The following is a 20,596-nucleotide window of genomic DNA, read 5'->3' as shown; positions in this document are numbered from 1 at the left end:
GAAGCCCTGCTCCTTCCGCCCTGGCCGCGTCACGGATCGGCTCTTCGCTGCCGCCCACCACCGTGCACCGCGCCACCCTGCGGGTCCTCGACGACGTCCACCGCCGACGGGCCGACCGGCTCAACGGGCTGACGCACACCGGCGCGGTGCACTTCGACGACGACGTGCATGAATCGTTCCTGGTGGCGGCGAAGCGTCCTCCACGGACTTCCGTCGACCCGCCCCGACCCGACCGCAACGTCGCCGCGCTGCGCATCATCCGCCCGCACCCGACGTGGTCGGACCGGGTGATCACCGCTGCCGCGGGCCCCTCCCCCAAGACCGTCGGTTCCCTCCTTCGCCGTTCACATGACGCGATTCCTCACTTGGACGTGGCCACCGCCCGCGACGTTCCGGAACGAACGTGGAATTCGCCGACCCTCTTCGAGCACAGAGAATTCACCATGCTTTTCCGCATGACCATTCCGGTGACCGGTACAACCGGGAGGACAGGGCGTCACGCATGACGGGAGCTGATCGGATCAGGCCAGGACGTACGCGTACGGACCCGTCAACCGAATGCCCCCTTCCCTTCCCGGTGCTCGACGCCACTTCCGTCGTTCGCCGAGGCGGCGAAGCGCGCTGGAGTCCGCAGGGTGGTCCTCTTCACCGGCACCCGGGCCGCCGGCCACACCGCGCCCGACCTTCGCGACGCGGCGCCGTGGCCCCGGGGCGGACACGCTCGCCCTCCCGGTACGTCCTGATCCGCGGGGCGCCGTACTGGGGGATCGGCACGGCGCCCCGTCGGCTCGGCCGCCGACGGTTCAGACGGCGGACTCGCTCAGCTGCTCGACCACGAGGTCCGCCAGCACCTGCGGTGTCGGGCATTCGTAGAGGAGGTCCGCGGGCCACTCCAAGCCCGTCAACCGGGTGAGGTGGTCGCGCAGTTCGAGCGCGGTGACCGAGGTCAGACCCATGTCGAAGAACTCGCCCTCGGGGTCGATCTCCGACGCGGACCCGTACCCGAGCACAGCGGCCGCGAGGCCCTGCACACCGCCGAGCACGGACTCCGCCCACTCCGCGCGGGGGAGTTCCGCAAGGGTGGCCCGGAGTTCGGAGTCCTGAGGCCGCGGACCGTCCGGCTCCGGCTCGGGCTCCGGCGTGAGCGCGGGCGCGGGCGCGGACTCCGATGTGAGGTCCGTCGCCTCTTCCGTTTCCGTGGTCTGCTCGGGCTCCGCAGCCGGCGCGGTTCGCGTCACGTGTGCGGCGTCCAGGAGGCGTACGACCGTCTCCTCGGTGGACATGGCCCGCCACAGCCCGGTCACCGCAACCCTCGGGTCGAGGTCGGGGTGGACCGCCACGGCGAGCGAGGCTCCCGCTTCCCGCGCGGTCTCCCCCACGGACACGACGGCCACCCGTGGCGCCGCCACGTCCTCGAACCCGCTGCCGGCCCGGACGATCGCCGCCGCGATCCGTACGGTCCCCTCCACGTCCCCGAACTCCAGGGCACCGGGCGGGCGGTCGGCACCGCCGGCGACCAGGCAGCGCGCCCCCGATCCGAGCACGGCGTCGACGGTCGCCGCGGTGAGCGCGTCCGCCGGGCCGGCCACCAGGACGTCCCCCTCGGGACGCCACGCGCCGGTCCGGCCCAGCGGCTCGTAGGCGCGTACGAACAGGGCGTCCGGCTCGATCCGGGTCTCCCGGTACCCCTCGGCGACGACCGCGCACAGGCGGCTGCGCGCGGGCGCGTCGAGCTCCTTCGGGAGGATCACGGCGTGGTCGCAGGCCGGCACCGCCCCGCCGCCGTCGACGAGTGCCCACCGGGGCACCCCCGCCTCGGCGACCGGTTCGGCCCCGGGCAGGGCCACCACGAGGTCCGGGCGCCGGGCGCCGCCCGAGCGGACCCGGGCGCCGTGCCGGACCAGGGCGCCCGCGACTGCATCGGCCAGGTTCTCGTCGCCCGTGGAGGGGGCGAGCAGCAGGACGTCGCACGCGAGCTCGGGGGCGGGGCCGTCCGGCACCCGCTTCCACCGCGCCCCCTCCAGGACCGGCGCCGCCGCTCCGGAGCGCAGCCGACCGAGGGCGTCGAGCACCTGGGCCGGTGTCTCGTCGCCCCGAAGGTCCAGCAGGTCGAGGGCGGCGCCGAGGTCGGAGCTCTCGACGGCCGACCAGAACGGATCGAGCGCGGGCGCCCGCTCCCCCGGCTCCGTTACGGGCGCGGGCGCGGGCGTGGCCTGCGCCACGACGGCCGGCTCTGGCCAGTAACGGCGTTTCTGGAAGGCGTACTTCGGGAGCCGCACCGGGGTGGTCGGCCGCCCGGCGTGGACGGCCGCCCAGTCGGCCTCCACTCCGTGGGTGTGCAGGACCCCCAGGGCCTCGACGGCGGTGCGCACGTCGTCGCGGTCGCGGCGCAGCAGCGAGACGGGGCGCACCGGGTGTCCGGGCAGGCACGCTTCGACGGCCGGCGCGAGGACGGTGTCGGGCCCCAGTTCCAGGAAGGCCGTGGCTCCGTTCCCGTGGGCCTCGCGGACGGCGTCGAAGAAGCGCACGGGACTGCGCAGTTGGTCCACCCAGTAGTCGGGGGTGTCCATGGGGTGGGCGGTGCGGACGGTGGAGACGACCGGGATCCCGGGCCGTCCGAAGCGGATCTCGGCGGCGGCCGCCCGGAACTCGGCGAGCGCCGGGGCCACGCGGGGCGAGTGGAAGGCGACGTCCACGCGCAGCCGGCGCGTGCGGTGCCCGCGCTCCGAGAGTTCCCGGGCCGCGGAGAGCACCTCCTCCTCATCCCCGGACAGGACGACCGAACGGGGTCCGTTGACGGCGGCGATGGCCACGCGGTCGGTGCGGCCCTCCAGGACGGCGAGGACTTCCTCCTCTGCCGCCCGTACGGCCACCATGGCTCCGCCTGCGGGCAGTTCGCCGAGGACCCGACCGCGGGCGGTGACGAGGGCGGCGGCGTCGGCGAGGGGCAGCAGGCCCGAGACGCAGGCGGCCGAGAGCTCGCCGATGGAGTGCCCGATCAGGGAGTCGGGGGTGACGCCCCAGCTCGACAGCAGCCGGAACTGGGCCACTTGGAGGGCGAAGAGGGCCGGCTGGGTGTAGGCGGTGCGGTCCAGCAGGTCCTCCCGCTCGAAGACCGCTTCGCGCAGCGGGGTGTCGAGCCGGAAGTGCGCGGACACCTCGTCGAAGGCCTGCGCGTACACGGGGAAGGTCTCGTACAGCCCCTTTCCCATCGCGGGGAGTTGGCTGCCCTGCCCGGTGAAGAGCAGGGTGAGCCGCTGCTCGGCGGCGCGCGCCCGGCGCAGCCCGTCGGCCGTGCCGTCGGACGCCAGGGCCGTGAGGGCGGCGCGCCGCTGCCGTGCGTCGGTGCCGGTCACCATGGCCCGGTGGCGGTGGGCGGCCCGGGTGGTGGACAGGGCCCGCGCCACGGCGGGGAGGTCGGAGGTGTCCGACTCCAGCAGTCGCCGGGCCTGTCCGCGCAGGGCCTGCTCGGAGCGCGCCGACAGCAGCCAGGGCACGCCGTCCAGGGCGGACAGCGGCTCCGGGGTGTCCTCGGGGTCCGGTGCCTGCTCGATCAGCACGTGCACGTTGGTGCCGCTGATGCCGAAGGAGGAGACTCCCATGCGACGCGGCCCGGTCTCCTCGGGCCATGGCTGCGCCCGGTCCAGGAGGGCGATGTCGCCGGCGGTCCAGTCGACGTGCGGGGAGGGTTCGTCGATGTGCAGGCTGCGGGGCAGCAGGCCGTTGCGGATGGACAGGACCGCCTTGATCACTCCCGCGATGCCGGCGGCCGCCTGGACGTGGCCCACGTTGGACTTGAGCGAGCCGAGCAGCAGCGGGGCCGGTCGGTCCTGGCCGTAGACGGCGAGGAGCGCCTGTGCCTCGATGGGGTCGCCCAGTGCCGTGCCGGTGCCGTGCGCCTCCACGGCGGCGACGTCGGTGGGGAGCAGGCCGGCCGCGGCGAGGGCCGCGCGCATGACCTTCTCCTGGGCTGCACCGTTGGGGGCGGTGAGGCCGTTGCTGGCGCCGTCGGAGTTGAGGGCGCTGCCGCGCAGTACGGCCAGCACCTCGTGGCCCCGGGCGCGGGCCCGGGAGAGGCGTTCGACGAGCACCACTCCGGCGCCCTCGCCCAGTGCGGTGCCGTCGGCCGCGGCGGCGAAGGGCTTGCACCGTCCGTCGGGGGCCAGTCCGCGCTGACGGCTGAACTCGACGAAGGGCACCGGTGTGGACAGCACGGTCACTCCGCCGGCGAGCGCGAGGTCGCACTCCCCCGCCCGTACCGCCTGGGCGGCGAGGTGCAGGGCGGTCAGCGAGGAGGAGCAGGCCGTGTCGACGGTGACGGTCGGGCCTTCCAGCCCGTAGGTGTAGGCGACCCGTCCGGACAGGACGCCGCCGCCGACGCCGGGCGCGAGGAAGCCCTCGGCGGCCGCGTTCTCCAGGAGGCGGCCGTAGTCCTGGTACATGGCGCCCACGAACACGCCGGTCCGGGTGCCGCGCAGCGAGGCCGGGTCGATGCCGGCGTCCTCGCATGCCTCCCAGACGGTTTCCAGCAGGATCCGCTGCTGCGGGTCCATCGCGACGGCCTCGCGGGGCGCCACCCCGAAGAAGGCGGCGTCGAAGGCGGTCGCGTCGGCCATGAAGCCGCCGTGCCGGGTGTAGGTGGTGCCGGGGACGGCCGGGTCGGAGTCGTGGAGGCGTTCCAGGGGCCAGCCCCGGTCGTCGGGGAACGGGCCGATGCCGTCGCGTTCGGAGACCAGCATCTCCCAGAGGTCGTCGCGCGTGCGGACGCCGCCGGGGAGCCGGCATCCGATGCCGACGAGGACGACGGGGTCGTCCGCGTCGGTGGCCGGGGCGTGGACCGCGGGAGCGGCCGCCGGGGCCCCCGCGAGGAGTTCGTCCAGGTGGCGGGCGAGGGCCGCGGGGTTGGGGTGGCTGAACACCAGGGTGGCCGGCAGGCGCAGGCCGGTGGCTCCGGTGAGCCGGTTGCGCAGTTCGACGGCGGCGAGCGAGCCGAAGCCGGCGTCCTTGAAGGCCCGGCCGGGGTCGACCGCCTCCGGCGAGGCGTGTCCGAGGACGGTGGCGGTGTGCCCGACGACCAGGTCGAGCAGGGTGCGCAGGCGCTCGGGGCCGGTCTTCCCGGCGAGGCGGGCGGCCAGTTCGGAGACGGCGGCGGCGCCCCCGGGGGCGGCGCTGCGGCGCGCCGGCTTCCCGGACAGGTCGCGCAGCGGCGCGGGGACGCCCTCTCCCTGTGCCCGCAGGGCGCCGGGGTCCAGCCGGATCGGGGCGAGCACCGGCTCCTTTGAGGCCAGGGCGGCGTCGAGGGCGGCGAGGGCGTCCGCGGTCGGGAGCGGGGGGAAGCCGGAACGGCCCAGGCGGGCCCGGTCGACGCCGTCCGTCATGCCGCTGGTGGCGTCCCACAGGCCCCAGGCCAGGGAGATCCCGGGCAGGCCCTCGGCGTGGCGGTGGCGGGCCAGGGCGTCGAGGCCGGCGTTGGCGGCGGCGTAGTTGGCCTGGCCGAGGCCGCCGAGGATGCCGACGGCCGAGGAGAACAGCACCAGGCGTGCCTGGGGCAGCAGTTCGTGGAGGTGGAGCGCGGAGTCGAGCTTCGCCCCGAGCACGCGGTCGAGGCGTTCGGGTGTCAGTCCGGTCACCAGGCCGTCGTCGAGGACGCCGGCGGCGTGGACGACGGTCGTGAAGGAGGCTCCGCCGGCCAGTGCGGCGAGAGCGGCGCGGTCGGTGACGTCGCAGGCGACGGCCCGGACCTGTGCTCCGGCCCCGGTCAGTTCCTCGATGAGGGCGGCCATGCCGGGTGCCCGGGAGCCGCGTCGACCGGCCAGCACCAGGTCGCGTACGCCGTGTGCGTGGACGAGGTGCCGGGCGACGAGCTGCCCCAGGGTGCCGGAGGCACCGGTCACCAGGGTGCTGCCGAGCTCGCCGGTCTCGGCCGGTGCGGGGAGGGCGCGGACCAGCCGGGGCGCGGTCGCGGTCCCGGACGTCAGGGTGAGCTGGGGCTCGTCCGTGGCGAGGGCGGCGGGGATCGCGGCGAGGGTGGTCTCGTCGAGGTCGGCCAGGTCCAGCAGCCGGAAGCTGCCGGGGTGTTCGAGCTGGGCAGACCGGACGAGACCCGCGACGGCGGCTTCCGCCACGTCGTCGTGGACCCGGCGGGTGACGAGGACGAGCGTGGAGCCCGGGTGGCCCTCGTCCGCCAGCCAGTCGTGGACGAGGGCGAGCGCGGCGCGCACGGCCTCTGCGGGCTCGCCGGGCGGAGCGGGCACCAGGACGTGGCGCGCGGGGTCCTGGGTGGGCTGCTTCCCCAACTGGCGGGAGAGTTCCGGGTCGCGTACGGCGTAGTCCTCGTGCCCGCCGCCGGGCAGGGCCCGGGCCACCGGTTCGGGGCGCAGCAGGTCGCCCCGGTCCGGGCGGCCGAGGGCGCCCGCCGGAAGCTCGCGGAGCACGAGGGTGTCGACCGAGGCGACGGGTGCCCCGGTGGTGTCGGTGAGGGTGAGGCGGACGGCGTCGGGGCCTGCGGCGGACAGGGTCACGCGCACGGTGTCGGCACCCGCGGCGTGGAAGCGCAGGCCCTGCCATTCGAAGGGCAGCGCGGGGCGGCGGCCGTCTCCCGCGGTGAGGAACCCGCCGAGGGCGACGGGGTGCAGGCACGCGTCGAGCAGGGCCGGGTGGAGGGTGAACGCACCGGCTTGGTCGGCGTCGGGCAGTACGACCTCGGCGTGGAGGTCCCCGTCGCGTCCCCGCCACAGCGCCCGCAGGCCGCGGAAGGCCGGGCCGTAGCTCAGCCCCGCGTCCTCCAGGGTCGCGTAGAGGGCTGCGACGTCCTGGGGTTCGGCGCCGGGCGGCGGCCACGCGGTGGTGGCGGGGACCGGTTCGGTCGCGTCGGGCCGGAGCACGCCGGTGGCGTGCGTGGTCCAGTGGCCCGCCCCGGTGAGGGTGTGCAGGGTCAGTCCGCGCGAGCCGTCCTCGGCCGGGGCCGTGACGTCCACGCGCAGCCGGATGTCGCCCTCGTCGGGGAGGAGGACGGGGGTGAGCAGGGTGAGTTGGTCGACGGCGGCACTGCCGGCCTCGTCCGCCGCCCGGGAGGCGAGCTCCGCGAGGGCCGCCCCCGGCAGGACCACCCGCCCTTCGACCGTGTGGTCGGCGAGCCAGGGCTGGGCGGCCAGGCCGAGCCGGCCGGTGAGCACCAGGCCCTCGGCGGCGGGCAGGGCGGCGCGCAGGACCGGGTGGTCGACCTCGTCGAGGCCCAGGGCGCCCGCGCCGCCGGCACCGGGTCCGGGGCGCAGCCAGTACGGCTCGGTGAGGAAGGTGGTGGTGGGCAGGTCGATCCGGCGGGCTTCGGGCCAGAGCACGGACCAGTCGGGGCGCACGCCCTTCACGTACAGCTGGGCGAGGGCGTGCAGCAGCTGCTCGGGGCCGCCTTCGTCACGGCGCAGGGTGTGGGCGAGGGCGGTGTCGGTGCCGAGCGCGTCGACGGTCTCCTGTGCGCCGGTCGTGACCACCGGGTGGGGGCTGACCTCCAGCAGGACGGTGCAGTCGCGCCGGACGAGGGCGGTGACGGCCTCGTCGAAGCGGACGGTCTCGCGCAGGTTCCGGTACCAGTAGTCGGCGTCGAAGGCGTCGGCGGCCTCGATCCAGCGGCCTTCCACCGAGGAGAAGAAGGGGATTTCGGGGGCGAGCGGCCTGACCGGGGCGAGGGCCTCCAGGACCTGTGCGCGGACGCCTTCCACGTGCGCGCTGTGCGAGGCGTAGTCCACGTCGACGCGCCGGGCCCGTACGCCGTCCTCCTCGCAGGCGGCGAGGAGTTCGTCGAGGGCGTCGGTGTCGCCGGAGACGACCACGGAGGCCGCGCCGTTGACGGCGGCCAGCGACAGCCTGCCGTCCCAGCGGCGGAGCCGGTCGCGTGCCTCGTCGACGGGCAGCGCGAGGGACACCATGCCGCCGCGGCCCGAAAGGGTGGTCAGGGCCCGGCTGCGCAGGGCGACGACGCGGGCGGCGTCCTGGAGGGTGAGGGCGCCGGCCACGCAGGCGGCGGCGATCTCGCCCTGGCTGTGTCCGGCGACGGCGGCCGGGCGGACGCCGAGGGAGCGCCACACCTCGGCGAGGGCGACCATGACGGCGAACAGGGCGGGTTGGACGACGTCGACCCGGTCCAGGTCCTGCTCCCCGCGCAGGACGGCGGTCAGCTCGAAGTCCACGTGGGGGGCCAGGGCGGTCTCGCACTGGGCTATCCGTTCCCGGAACACCGCGTTGGTGTCCAGCAGGCGCACGGCCATGTCCCGCCACTGCGAACCCTGGCCGGGGAAGAGGAAGGCCACGCCGCCGCCCTGCCCGGTCGTCCCTTCGACGACGGTGGGCGAGGGCCGGCCGGCGGCCAGGGCGTCCAGTGCGGCGAGGAGTTCGGCCCGGTCGCCGCCGAGGGCGACCGCGCGGTGCTCGTGGGAGGCACGGGTGGTGGCCAGGGAGAGGGCCACGTCCTCGGGGCGCGGTTCCTGCGGGTGCCCGGTCAGGAAGGCGGTGAGGGTGGCGGCCTGGGCGCGCAGGGCGGCGTCGGAGCGGGCGGACAGGGGCCAGGCCAGGGGGCCGGGCCCGGCGGGCGGCGTCGCGGGGCTCTCGGCGTTCGCCGCGTCCGCCGTCCGGTCGTCGTGCCGTTCGGCGGCCCGGTCATCCACCGGTACGGGAGGTTCCTCAAGGATCACGTGGGCGTTGGTGCCGCTGACCCCGAAGGAGGACACGGCCGCCCGGCGGGGTTCCGTCCCGGCGGGCCAGGGCACGTCCTCGGTGAGGAGTTCCACGCCGCCCGCCGACCAGTCCACGTACGGGGTCGGGGCGTCGAGGTGCAGGGTCCGGGGCAGGACCCCGTGCCGCATCGCCATGACCATCTTGACGATCCCGGCGACGCCGGCGGCAGCCTGGGTGTGCCCCAGGTTGGACTTGACCGATCCCAGGCGCAGCGCCCGGGTGCGCTGCTTGCCGTAGGCGGCGAGCACGGCCTGGGCCTCCACCGGGTCCCCGAGGGGGGTGCCGGTGCCGTGTGCCTCCACCGCGTCGACCTGCTGGGGGGTCAGGCCGGCGTCGACGAGGGCCTCGCGGATGACGCGCTGCTGGGCGGGGCCGTTGGGCGCGGTGAGGCCGTTGCTCGCGCCGTCGGAGTTGACGGCGGTGCCGCGGACCACGGCGAGTACGCGGCGGCCGGCGGCCAGGGCGGTGTCGAGGCGTTCCACGACGATGACGCCGGCGCCCTCGGACCAGGCGGTGCCGTCCGCCCCGGCGGCGAAGGGCTTGCAGCGGCCGTCGGGGGCCAGGCCGCGCTGGCGGCTGAACTCCACGAAGGCGGCGGGGGTGGCCATCACCGTGGCCCCTCCGACGAGGGCCGTGTCGCACTCGCCGCGGCGCAGGGACCGGACGGCCAGGTGGAGGGCGACGAGCGACGAGGAGCAGGCGGTGTCCACCGTGATGGCGGGGCCGCGCAGGCCCAGTTGATAGGCGACGCGGCCGGAGACGACGCTGCCGGCGCCCTGGGCGCCCGGGTAGTCGTGGTGCATGACGCCGGTGAACACGCCGGTGCGGCTGTCGCGCAGCGAGCTCGGGTCCAGACCGGCGCGCTCGACGGCCTCCCAGGACGTCTGGAGGATCAGCCGCTGCTGGGGGTCGGTGTGGAGCGCCTCCTTGGGCGAGATCCCGAAGAACCCCGCGTCGAACCGGGCGGCGCCGTGCAGGAATCCGCCCTCGCGGACGGTGGTCGTGCCCGGGTGGTCGGGGTCGGGGTGGTGGAGCGCGTCCAGGTCCCAGCCCCGGTCGCCGGGGAAGGGGGTGATCCCGTCGCGGCCCTCGGCGACGAGCGACCACAGGTCGTCCGGGGACTCGACGCCGCCCGGGTAGTGGCAGGCCATGCCGACGATGGCGATCGGCACGGCGGACCGCTCCTCCACGTCGCGCAACCGCTGGCGCGTCGACTGCAGTTCCGCGGTCACCCGGCGCAGGTAGTCGCGGAGCTTGTCCTCGTTGGTCATCGGGAGCGTTCCTCCAGTCCCGGCAGCGGGTTGCCGAGCTCGGCGTCGATCAGGGCGAAGACCTCGTCGTCGGTCGCCGAGGCGAACGCGGTGACGGGTTCCGTCGTGGTACGGGGTGTCAGTTGGTGGAGCAGGCCGCGGACGCGTTCCGAGGTGCGGTCGCGGGACACGTCGTCCGTGGCCGCCGCCGTGAGGGCGGCGGCCAGGCGGTCGAAGGCCGCGAACAGGGTCGGGAGGTCGGTCGCCTCGGACTCGCCGGCGAACCGCTCGTCGAGGTGGGTGACCAGATCGGCCGGGGTGGGGTGGTCGAAGACGAGCGTGGCCTCCAGCGACAGGCCGACGGCCGTGCCCAGCCGGTTGCGGAACTCGATGGAGCTCAGCGAGTCGAAGCCGAGTTCCTGGAAGGACCGGTCGGATTCGATCGCGGTGGGGTCCGCGTAGCCGAGGACGGCCGCGGCCTGTCCCCGGACCAGCGCCGACAGCCTGGCGCGCCGCTCGTCGGGACCGAGGCGGGCCAGGCCCGGGTCGGCGGCGGGTGCTGCCGCCGGGGTCGGCGCCAGGCTGCGCAGCACGTGCGGGACGACGGCGGCCGGGCCGCGCCCGAGCCGCAGGGCGGTGACCGCCGGGTGCGGTCCGGCGAGGGCCGCGTCGAGCAGGCCGAGGGCCGTCTCGGTGGGGAGCGGCTCGATGCCGCCGCGGGCCAGGCGGTCCCGGTCGGCGGCCATGCCCTCGTCGAGCACCCACGGCCCCCAGGCCACGGACACGGCCCGGCGGCCGGAGGCGGTGCGCTGCCGGGCGAGGGCGTCCAGGAAGGCGTTGGCGGCGGCGTAGTTGCCCTGGCCCGGGCCGCCCAGTACGCCCGCCACGGAGGAGAACAGCACCAGTTCGGCTTCGGGCAGCAGTTCGTCGAGGTGGGTCGCGCCTTCGGTCTTGGGCCGCAGCACCCGCTCCAGGCGCTCCGCGTCGAGGGCGGTGACCACCCCGTCGTCGAGTACGCCTGCGGCGTGCACGGCCATGGTCACCCGGCGGCCGGCCAGCAGGGTCTCCAGGGCGGCGCGATCGGCCACGTCACAGGCGGCGGCCTCGACCCGGGCGTCCAGCCCGGCCAGCCCTGCCGGGACCCGGCCGCTCCGGCTGACCAGCAGCAGGTCGCGTGCGCCGTGCCGCTCCACGAGGTGGCGGACCACCGGTCCGGCGAGGGCACCGCTCGCACCGGTCACGAGGACGGTACCGACCGGGCGCGGTTCGGGTGCCGGCGCCGCGGCCGGCACGCGGACCAGCCGGGCCCCCAGCACCTGGCCGTCGAGCAGGCGCAGGTGCGGCTCGTCGGAACCGAGCGCGCGGTGCAGCGGCGCGAGGTCCTCGGCGTCCACGAGGCCGAAGCGGCCGGGGTGTTCGGACTGGGCGGAGCGCACCAGTCCCCAGGCCGCGGCCGAGGCCGGGCCGGGGGCGGTGGTGACGAGGACCAGCCGTGCGGACGCGAACCGCCGGTCGGCGAGCCACTGCTGGAGCAGGCCGAGCACCTCGGTGGTGAGGGCGCGGGCGGCCGAGGCCGCTCCGGCGGCAGCGGACGGGGTGGCCGGGACGGGCAGGACCACCACCGGCGGCACGTCCGTCAGGGCGTCCAGGTCCTCGGCCCGCAGCAGCTGTGCCCCGGAAGCCTCCAGGGCGGCGCCGATCCCCTCCGGGTCCGGGCCGACGACCGCGTGGCGGGCCCCCGGTGACGGCTCGGGGGTCTCGACGGGCAGCCACTCCACGTGGTGGAGCGGCTCGGCCGGAGCGTCTGCCCGGCGCAGCACCACCGAGTCGACGGAGGCCACGGGCGCGCCCGCGTGGTCCGTGAGGTGGAGCTCGACCGCGTCGGCCCGGTGGTGGACCACCCGTACCCGGGCGGTGGTCGCACCGGGGGCGTGCACGCGTACGCCGGACCAGGCGAACGGCAGGTAGGGGCTGTCCCCGTCGAGGGCCGAGGTGAGGGCCACCGTGTGCAGGGCGGCGTCGAGGAGCACCGGGTGCAGCGCGTGCGCCCCGGGACCGCCGTCGGGACCGCCGTCGGGTACGGCGTCGGGTACGGCGACCTCGGCGAAGACGGCGTCGGCGGTGCGCCAGGCGCGGCGCAGGCCCCGGAAGGCGGGCCCGTACCCCGTGAGCGTCTCGTAGAGGCGGGTGACGTCGAGCTCCTCGGCGTCACCGGGCGGGGCCGGGGTGGCCGGGGGCTCCTCGGGCGCGGGGGCGAGGACGCCGGTGACGTGGCTCGTCCAGCCACCGTCCCCGGTGCGGGCGTGGATCCGGAAGGCGCGCGTCCCGTCGGGCTCGGCGAGGTCCACGACGAGGCGCAGGTCGGCCTCGCCCGAGGCCAGCGGTGTGTGGGTGACGAGTTCGGCGATCCGGGGGCAGTGCAACCGGGCCCCGGCCTGGAGGGCCAGGTCGACGAAGTACGTCCCGGGGACCAACACGGTGCCGTCCACGGTGTGATCGGCCAGCCAGGGCCGCTCCGCCGTGGAGATCCGCGTGCTGAACACGTGTCCGTCCGGCAGTTCGACCTCCTCGGGCGCGCCCGGCGAATTCCCGGACGGGGTGCGGGTGGTGTCGACCCAGTGGCGCTCGCGGGCGAACGGGTAGCCGGGCAGCGAGAGCCGCCGCGGCCGGTCGGGCACGGGCAGGCTGATCGCGGCGCCCTCGACCCAGGCCGGGGCCAGCTCGCGCAGGTCGTCGCCGTGGACCGGTGCGGCGGAGCGGCGCCTGCGTCCGCGGTGGCAGCCCGTACCGGTGCGGAGCGCGTCGACGAACTCGGCCGTCGTCGTGGCGACGACGGCGAGCCGCTCGTCGAGGTGGTCGCGGCCGGACCAGAGGGTGAAGGCGAGCGCCGCCGGGTCCACGGCACCGCCGGTACCGGTGAGGCGGCGCGTCAACTCGGCCGGGGTCGTCCCCCCGTCGACGTGGAGCCGGACGCCGAACTCCTCCTCGACGCGCCGGGCGAGGCGGGACAGGCGCGGGTAGTCGAGGCCGAGTTCCGCGAAGGGTTCACCGGGATCGACGGGGAAGCCCACGACCTCGGTCAGGATGCGTTCCAGGGCGTCGGGGTCCGCGCCCCGGCCGGCCCGATCGAGGTGCGCGAGCAGCTGCGCCACGGTCTCGTCGAGCCGGGTGGTGTCCTTCGCGGAGAGCACGAAGAGCCGGGGGCGGTCCGCCTCCGGGGCCTGCGGGCCCCGCGCGACCGGGTGTTCGGCCAGCACCACGTGGGCGTTGGCGCCGCCCGCGCCGAAGGAGCTGATCGCCGCGGTGAGCAGAGCGCCCGCGGGCGGGTTCCAGGGTTCCAGGGTCCGTTGCACGCGGAACCGCGAACCGGCCCAGTCCACCGCCGGGTTGAGCGGCTCGGCATGCAGGGAGGGCACCCGTTCGCGGTGGCGCATCTGGAGGACGACCTTGGTGAGCGCGGCGATGCCCGCCGCCGACTCCAGGTGGCCGATGTTCGACTTGACGGAGCCGATGGGCCAGGGCCCCCGGCCCGCGCCGACGGCGTCGAAGGCCCGCTCCAGGGCCGTGACCTCGATCGGGTCGCCCAGGCCGGTGCCGGTGCCGTGGGCCTCCAGGTAGCCGAGGTCGGCCGGATCCACTCCCGCCCCGGTGAGCGAGTCGCGGACCAGGGCGGCCTGCGAGGCCGGGTCGGGCACGGAGAACCCACCGGTGTGGCCACCGTGGTTGAGGGCCGTGCCGCGGATGACGGCGTGGACGTGGTCTCCGTCGCGCAGCGCGTCGCGCAGCGGCCTCAGCAGCACCACGCCGACGCCCTCGCCGGGCACGTAGCCGTCGCCGCCCTCGCCGAAGGCCCGGCAGCGGCCGTCGGTGGAGAGGAAGGACGACTGGCTCAGCAGGAGGTACTTGTTGGGGTGGACGTGCAGGTTGACGCCTCCCGCGAGCGCGGCCTCGCACTCGCCCCGCCGGATCGCCTCGACGGCCAGGTGCAGCGCCGTCAGCGAGGAGGAGCACATGGTGTCGAGCGCGATGCTCGGCCCCTTGAGGTCGAGGAAGTAGGAGACGCGGTTGGCGATCGACGCGCTGAACGACGAGGGCACGAGGCCCGGTTCCCGGCGGACGCCGTGCAGTTGGTACTGGTTGTACATCACGCCGGCGAACACGCCGACGGAACGGCCCCGCCAGGCGGAAGGGGCGTGTCCCGCCTCCTCGAAGGCGTGCCAGGCCTCCTGGAGGAACAGCCGCTCCTGCGGGTCGAGGACGGCGGCCTCATGGGGCGAGACGTGGAAGAAGGCGGCGTCGAACTCGTCGATGCCGTCGACGAATCCGCCCCAGCGGCCGTACGAGCGTCCGGGCACTCCCTTGGAGTCGCTGTGGATCGCACGGTGGTCCCAGCGGTCCGCGGGCACCTCGGTGATGCCGTCGCGGCCGGCCCTGAGGTTCTCCCAGAACTCGTCGAGCGTACGGGCGCCCGGGTAGCGGCCGCTGATCCCCACGACGGCGATCGCGTCGTCCTCGTCACCGGTGCCGTCCTCCTCACCGGTGACGTCCTCCTCACCGGTGACGTCGGAGGCCTCCGGCAGGGGGGTCGCGGGGGCGGTGCCGGCGGTGACCGCCCCGGCCGGAACGGCGGGGGCGAACCGTTCGCCGATCTCGGCCGCCGAGCCCACGAGGGCCACCAGGTGGGGCCGGCCGCTGCCGACGGCCCGCAGCATGATGTCCACCGCGGTCGGGGTGTCCATGGCCTCCAGGCCCATCCGGCGCAGTGCGCGCTCGTCGAGCCGCATGCCTCCGTCCGACCAGCCGGGCCACCCGATCGACACGACCCCCGGCTTGCCCTCGGCGAAACCGTCGAGGAAGGCGTTGGCGCAGGCGTAGTCGGCCTGGCCCCGGTTCCCCCAGGCGGCGGCCGTGGACGAGCAGAGCACGAGGAAGTCCAGCCCCAGGCCCCGGGTGGCCTCGTACAGCAGGCGGGTGCCGGTGACCTTGGGGGCCAGTACGGTGCGGACGTCCGCGGCGCTCTTGCCCGCGATCAGCCCGTCGCGCAGCACACCGGCGGCGTGCACCACCCCGTCCAGCGCGCCGAACCGGGAGAGCGTGCGGTCGACCACGCGGCGCACGTCCCCGGCGCGGGAGACGTCCGCGCCGACGATCTCCACCTCGGCCCCGAGGGCGGTCAGTTCGGCGCTCAGCCCGGCCGTCGCCGCGGAGTCGGCGGCCGTCCGTCCGCAGAGCACGAGCCGGGCCCGTACGGTCCGCGCCAGGTACCGGGCCAGGGACAGGCCCACGCCGCCGAGCCCGCCCGTGATCAGGTACACGCCCCGTTCGCGCAGCCGGGCCGGGTGGTCCGGGGCCGGGGTGGGCAGGATCTCGCGCACCAGACGCCGGCCCGCTTCGTAGCGCACCTCCACGTCGGGCACGCCCGCGGCGAGCTCGGCCAGGGCGTCGGCGCGCTCCGGGGAGCACACCACCGCGGCGCGCACGCCGGGCTGCTCCTGGTGGAGCGTGCGCAGCAGACCCGCGACCGCCGAGGCCGCCGCGCCCAGGGGCAGGTGGCAGACGATCCGCACGGGGCTGCGCCGGTTGCGCAGCAGGGCCGCCGCGAAGCCGGTCAGGGCAACGGCCTCGCCCTCGACGTCCTGCGGATCGGCGGGGGTCCAGAGCACGTCGCCGGCGTCGTGCTCGGTGAGCAGGTCCGCCCGGTCGCGCGCGGTCCCCGCGTCGACGGTCAGCACGGAGGTCGGTGCCGGTGCCGCTGCCGGTGGCAGCGGTGCGTCACGCCAGCGGGGCTCGAACCAGACCACCTCGGCGGGCACGCCCTCGTGCACGTCCTCCTGCACGCCCTGTTCCTGCGGTGCCCCGACCGCCCGGCGGGCCCCGCCCTCGGGCAGTTCGTACGCGCCCAGGTACTCGACGAGGGCCGCGGAGGAGCTGTGCTCGAACAGCAGGGTCGGCGAGAAGTCGGTGCCGTACGCGCGCTCCAGGTCGGCGGCCATGCCCAGCAGCGCCGTCGAGTCCAGCCCCAGCTCGTAGAAGCCCGCCTCCTCGTCGAACTCGGCCCGCCCGAGCCGTTCGGCGAGCAGGTCGTGCACCAGGCTCGCGGCGGTCTCCCCGACGGGCGCGGCCCCGGACGGCGCGGCCCCGGAGGGCGCCGCCGGACGCGGGGAGCCGTCCAGCCGGGTGATGGCGTCCTCCTCCCGGACGCGCTTCGAGGTGAGGCCCCGCAGCCACAGCAGGACGCTGCCGTCGGTGTCGAGGAAGCGCAGGTCGCAGGTGGTCAGGTCGCCGGCCGGACCGGTGGCGCGGGGCGGGGTGGCGTGCACCAGGGTGCGGGCCCCGACCGGCCCCCGGGCCCGGAAGGAGTCGATGAGCATCGGGATGTACGGCCGGCCCGCCGCGCCGGCCCCGGCCGTGGCGAACTGCGTCGGCAGCAGCGTCGACGAGTCCAGTGCGGCCGGGTGCAGGTGGAAGTAGTCCGCGTACACGGCGGCCTCCGGGCCCAGCGAGAGGTCCGCGAGCAGCTCGCGGTCGCCGACGTGCAGGGTGCCCCGGGCGCGCATGAACTCCCCGTGCTCGATGCCGGTCCGGCGGACGAGCGCGTACAGGTCGGCCATGTCGGCCGTACGGGGCGTGCCCGCGCGCAGGGCGGACAGGTCGACGGCCTCGGCCGGGAAGGGCACGTCCAGATGGAGCCGGCAGTCGAGGACCGGCTCGGTCTCGCCCGTGGGACGGCGGGTTCCGGTGACGGAAACCCGGTGGCCGTCCGCGTCCGCCGTGAACTCCACCCGCAGCTCGGTGTCGAAGTCCGGGCCGGCGGCCACGGGGTTGCGGAACAGCACGCGGCGCAGCTCCACGCGGGAGGTGTCGACACCACGGGCCCGCAGGATCCGGTAGATCATGTCGAGGAACGACACTCCGGGCAGGATGCGCGTGCCGTGGACGCGGTGGTCACGCAGCACCGGGTCGGTGCCGCGTACCACCACGGAGCAGGTCAGGCCGTCCAACGGGTTCATTTCTTTCCTTCCGGCACGGCGGAGAACTCAAGCTCGAAGAACGGCACGGGGGCCGGTGCGGGCGTTCGCGCGGGCGGTTGTGCGGGGGTGTGCGCGGGCGGATCGAACCAGAAGCGCCGCCGCCGGTAGCGGGGCGGATCCAGCGGTCCGCGCGCGGGGACGTGGGCTTCGGGTGCCTGGCGCACCACCATGTGGGCGTTGGTGCCGCCGAACCCGAAGGAGCTGACGGCGGCCCGGCGCGTACCGTCGCGGCCCGTGAATCCGCGCGGTTCCCGTACGGGGAACAGCGGGGAGTCCTCGAAGCGGAAACGGCGGTTGAGGGTCGCGCAGTGCAGCGTCGGCGGGAGCTGCGCGTGGTGGACCGACAGCACGACCTTGATCAGTCCGGCCATGCCGGCCGCGCTGAGGGTGTGTCCGATGTTGGTCTTCACGCTGCCGACGCCGCAGAAGCCGACCCCGTCGGTGCGGGCGCGGAAGGCCTCGGTGAGCGCCTTCAGTTCCATCGGGTCACCGATCATGGTGCCGGTGCCGTGGGCCTCCACGTAGCCCAGCTGGGCGGGGGAGACACCGGCGTCGGTCAGAGCCGCCTCGATCACCGCCCGCTGTGCGCTCGGGTTCGGTGTCGTGATGCCCATGGTGCGGCCGTCGTTGTTGACCGCGCTGCCCTCGATCACCGCGTAGATCCGGTCGCCGTCGTGGACGGCGTCGGACAGCCTCTTGAGCAGCAGCGTGCCGGCGCCCTCGCCGAGGACGATGCCGTCGGCCCGCTCGTCGAACGTGTGGCAGCGCCCGGTCGGCGACAGGGCGCCCGCCCCGCTCATCCCGACGAAGGGCACCTCGTCGAGGAGGATGTCGACCCCGGTCGCGAAGGCCAGGTCGCACTCCCCGGTCCGCAGGCCGGCGGCGGCCATGTGCACGGCGACGAGCGCGCTGGAGCAGGCCGTGTCGACGACGACGGACGGTCCTCGCAGGTCGAGGTGGTGGGACAGCTGTGCGGCGATGAAGTTCTGCGCCATTCCGCTGATCGAGTGCGGACCGGCGGCGGCGACGTGCGCGCCGAAGTTCGCCGCACGGGCGCCCGCGAAGACGCCCACGCGGCGGCCCGCGACCTCCTCGGGGGTGAGCCCGGCGTCGGCCAGGCACTCCACGCCGGTCTCCAGGACCTGCCGGACCAGGGGGTCGAGGTGTGCGGCTCCGGCCGGGTCGATCCGGAAGTACTCCGGGTCGAAGTCCTCGATGGCGTCGAGGAATCCGCCCCACTTGCTGACGGTGGTGCCGGGCTGGGGATCGGGCCGCCAGAAGCGGTCCTTGTCCCAGCGGGAGGGCGGCACCTCCGTGACGGAGTCCGTCGCGGACATCAGGTTCCGCCAGAACGTCCCGTGGTCGGGGGCGCCGGGGAAGTGCGCGGCGATGCCGATGACGGCGATGTCCTCGCGCCGCGCGGGCGTTCCGGCGACGGGAGCGACGGGAGCGACGGGAGCGCCGGACGCGACGGCCTCGACAGGGGCCGGGGCCGGAGCCGGGGCCGGGGCCGGAGCGGTGGCCTCGGTCGAAGCGGTGACCTCGGCCGGGGTCGGCGGGACGGCGGGCGCGATGGCCGGGGCGACGTCCTCCGAAGGGGTCGCGAGGTCCGGCACCCGGTCCCGCAGGGCCTCGGCGAGGAGGGCGACGGTCGGGTTCTCCAGGACGGTCGAGGGCTCCGCGACGACGCCGAGCTCCCGCTCCAGCGCGGCGAGGATCTGGGCGATCATGATCGAGTCCACGCCCAGGTCGGCGAAGTCCTCGTCCCCGCCGATCGCATCGGGGTCCAGCCGGAGCGTCGAGGCGATGACCCCGGTCACGCGGCGGACGAGTCCCTGCGCGGCCGGTACCCCGCGCGGGGCCGCCGTCCGGGCCGGCGCGGGCGCCGTCCGGGCCGGCCGGGCCGGCGCGGGCACGGCCAGCAGCCGGGCGGCGTCGAAGCGTCCGGCGTCCACGACGCAGGGCAGCACGACCGGGTCGGAGCCGCTCATGGCGCGGTCCAGCAGGTCCAGCCCCGCCTCGGGGGCCAGGGTGCGCAGGCCGAGGTCCCGGTAGGCCGGGGTGTCGACCTCGGGCATGCCGGCCGCACGCCAGCTCGGCCACTGCAGCGACCGGATGACGGGGGCGGGGGCGCCGCCGGTGGCGGTGCGGTACTCGGCGACGCGGTCCATCACGGAGTTGGCCAGCGCGTAGTCACTGAGGCCCACGGCCAGTGCGGGCACGCCGCCCGCGACGGACGAGTACAGCACGACGAAGCGCAGCGGGTCGTCGGTGCAGCGGTCCAGGACGGCCTGGAGCCCCGTGGTCTTGGGTTCCAGGACCCGCTGCACGTCCTCGGTCCGCTTGCCGATGAAGGCCGGGTCGCGCATGACGCCGAGTCCGGCGCAGTGCACGATGCCGACGATCGGGCCCATCTCGCGCCGGGCGCGGTCGAGCACCTCGGCGATCCCGTCCAGCGGGCCGGTCTCGACCACCACCCGGACCCCGGGGCGTTCCAGGGCCACGAGGTCGCGCAGCCTGGCCGCGAGGGCCGGGTCGGTGCCGGGGTCCGCGAGGAGCGCGGGCCACCCGGTCCGGGCGGGCAGCGGGGTGCGGCCGAGGAGCACGAGCCGGTCGGCGCCCCGCTCGACGAGCCGGGCCGCGAGCAGCCGGCCCAGCGCGCCGGTCCCTCCGGTGATCACGACGGTCCGGCCGGCCAGGTCCGCGGACCAGTCGGCGGAGGCGGGCGCTCCGTCGGCGGGGCGCAGCACCGGACGGTGCCGTACGCCCTCCCGTACGCAGGCCTCGGTGACCGGGTCGGTCGCCGCGAGTTCGGCGGCGACCGCCTCGCGCAGCGCGGCCGGGTCCAGGGTGTCGAGGTCGAGGGTGCGGGCGGACAGGCCGGGGTACTCGGCCGTGAGCATCCGGACGAGGCCCGCGTGGGCCGCGCCGCGCAGCGTGGGGCGCTCGGTCCGGAAGGTGGTGAGCCCCCGGGTCAGGTGGAGGTAGGTGAAGCCGCGGGTGCGGTTCTCGGTGACCAGCTCGCGCAGGAGCGCGATCCGCGACCAGTCGGGGTCCGGCGTGGTGAGCGGTGCGTCCGACACGTCGACCAGGTCGATCACGGCCGTCGCGAGGCGGGCCGCTTCCGCGATCCGCCCGACGGTGTCCGCGTCGCCGTCGTCCGCGCGGACCACCGTGGCGACGGCGCCGAACGCCCTCGCGGCGAGGGGTTCGTTCTCGGCTCGGGCCAGCACCAGGATCCCGGCGGGCAGTTCGGCGGGGGGCAGCGGAGCGGCCTCCCAGCGTTTGACCAGGAGCAGTGAGGAGTCCTGCGGCGCGGGCGCGCCCCCGGTGGCGGTGGGCGGCGCGAGCCAGTGCCGCTCGCGGGCGAACGGGTAGGTCGGCATGGATGCCGGCTGCGGCCGGTCGGTGCGCAGGGCGGCCCAGTCGATGTCGGCGCCGTCCTGCCACAGCTGCGCGAGCCGGTCGAGCCGTCCCTCCCGGACCAGCCGGGCGAGGTACTCGGCGCCCTCCGGCTCGGACAGCCAGGCGTGGTCGCCACCGTTACCGCCGTGGGCGCGCTCGGCCGCGAGGTGACCGGCCAGC

The 20,596-nt window shown here is 75.8% G+C and carries 4 protein-coding genes; 1 reads left to right on the top strand and 3 read right to left on the bottom strand.

Going from position 1 to position 20,596, the window contains the following annotated elements; genetic code table 11:
* Window positions 1–146: 146 nt before the first annotated feature.
* Window positions 147–506 (top strand): hypothetical protein, encoded by a 360-nt coding sequence (locus ACFW22_RS23875; RefSeq protein WP_386408103.1) that lies wholly within the window; start codon window positions 147–149, stop codon window positions 504–506.
* Window positions 507–803: 297 nt separating this feature from the next.
* On the opposite strand, the gene ACFW22_RS23870 is transcribed toward ACFW22_RS23875, so the two are convergent.
* The 3 genes from ACFW22_RS23870 to ACFW22_RS23860 form a co-directional block, all read right to left on the bottom strand.
* Window positions 804–10,001 carry a type I polyketide synthase gene (locus ACFW22_RS23870; RefSeq protein ID WP_386408101.1) on the bottom strand — a complete coding sequence of 3,066 codons (9,198 nt, stop codon included), beginning with the start codon at window positions 9,999–10,001 and terminating at the stop codon, window positions 804–806.
* Entirely contained in the window at window positions 9,998–16,990 is a 6,993-nt protein-coding gene (locus tag ACFW22_RS23865) for an SDR family NAD(P)-dependent oxidoreductase (protein ID WP_386408099.1), read from the bottom strand. Before ACFW22_RS23865 ends, ACFW22_RS23870 begins: the two co-directional genes overlap by 4 nt.
* The coding region (locus tag ACFW22_RS23860; protein ID WP_386408097.1) for a type I polyketide synthase at window positions 16,987–20,596 on the bottom strand (3,610 nt) is incomplete at its 5' end. The genes ACFW22_RS23865 and ACFW22_RS23860, both read right to left, overlap by 4 nt.

Origin of the sequence: Streptomyces sp. NPDC058872 (genome assembly GCF_042743065.1) — a bacterium.
GTDB lineage: Bacteria > Actinomycetota > Actinomycetes > Streptomycetales > Streptomycetaceae > Streptomyces.
The sequence above is the reverse complement of the archived record's forward strand: the minus strand, read 5'-3'. Positions and strand labels throughout refer to the sequence as shown.

Bases quoted from the DNA above. Each gene is read 5' to 3' on its own strand.
- ACFW22_RS23870 (WP_386408101.1), bottom strand. From the start codon at position 10,001: ATGACCAACGAGGACAAGCTCCGCGACTACCTGCGCCGGGTGACCGCG.
- ACFW22_RS23865 (WP_386408099.1), bottom strand. From the start codon at position 16,990: ATGAACCCGTTGGACGGCCTGACCTGCTCCGTGGTGGTACGCGGCACC.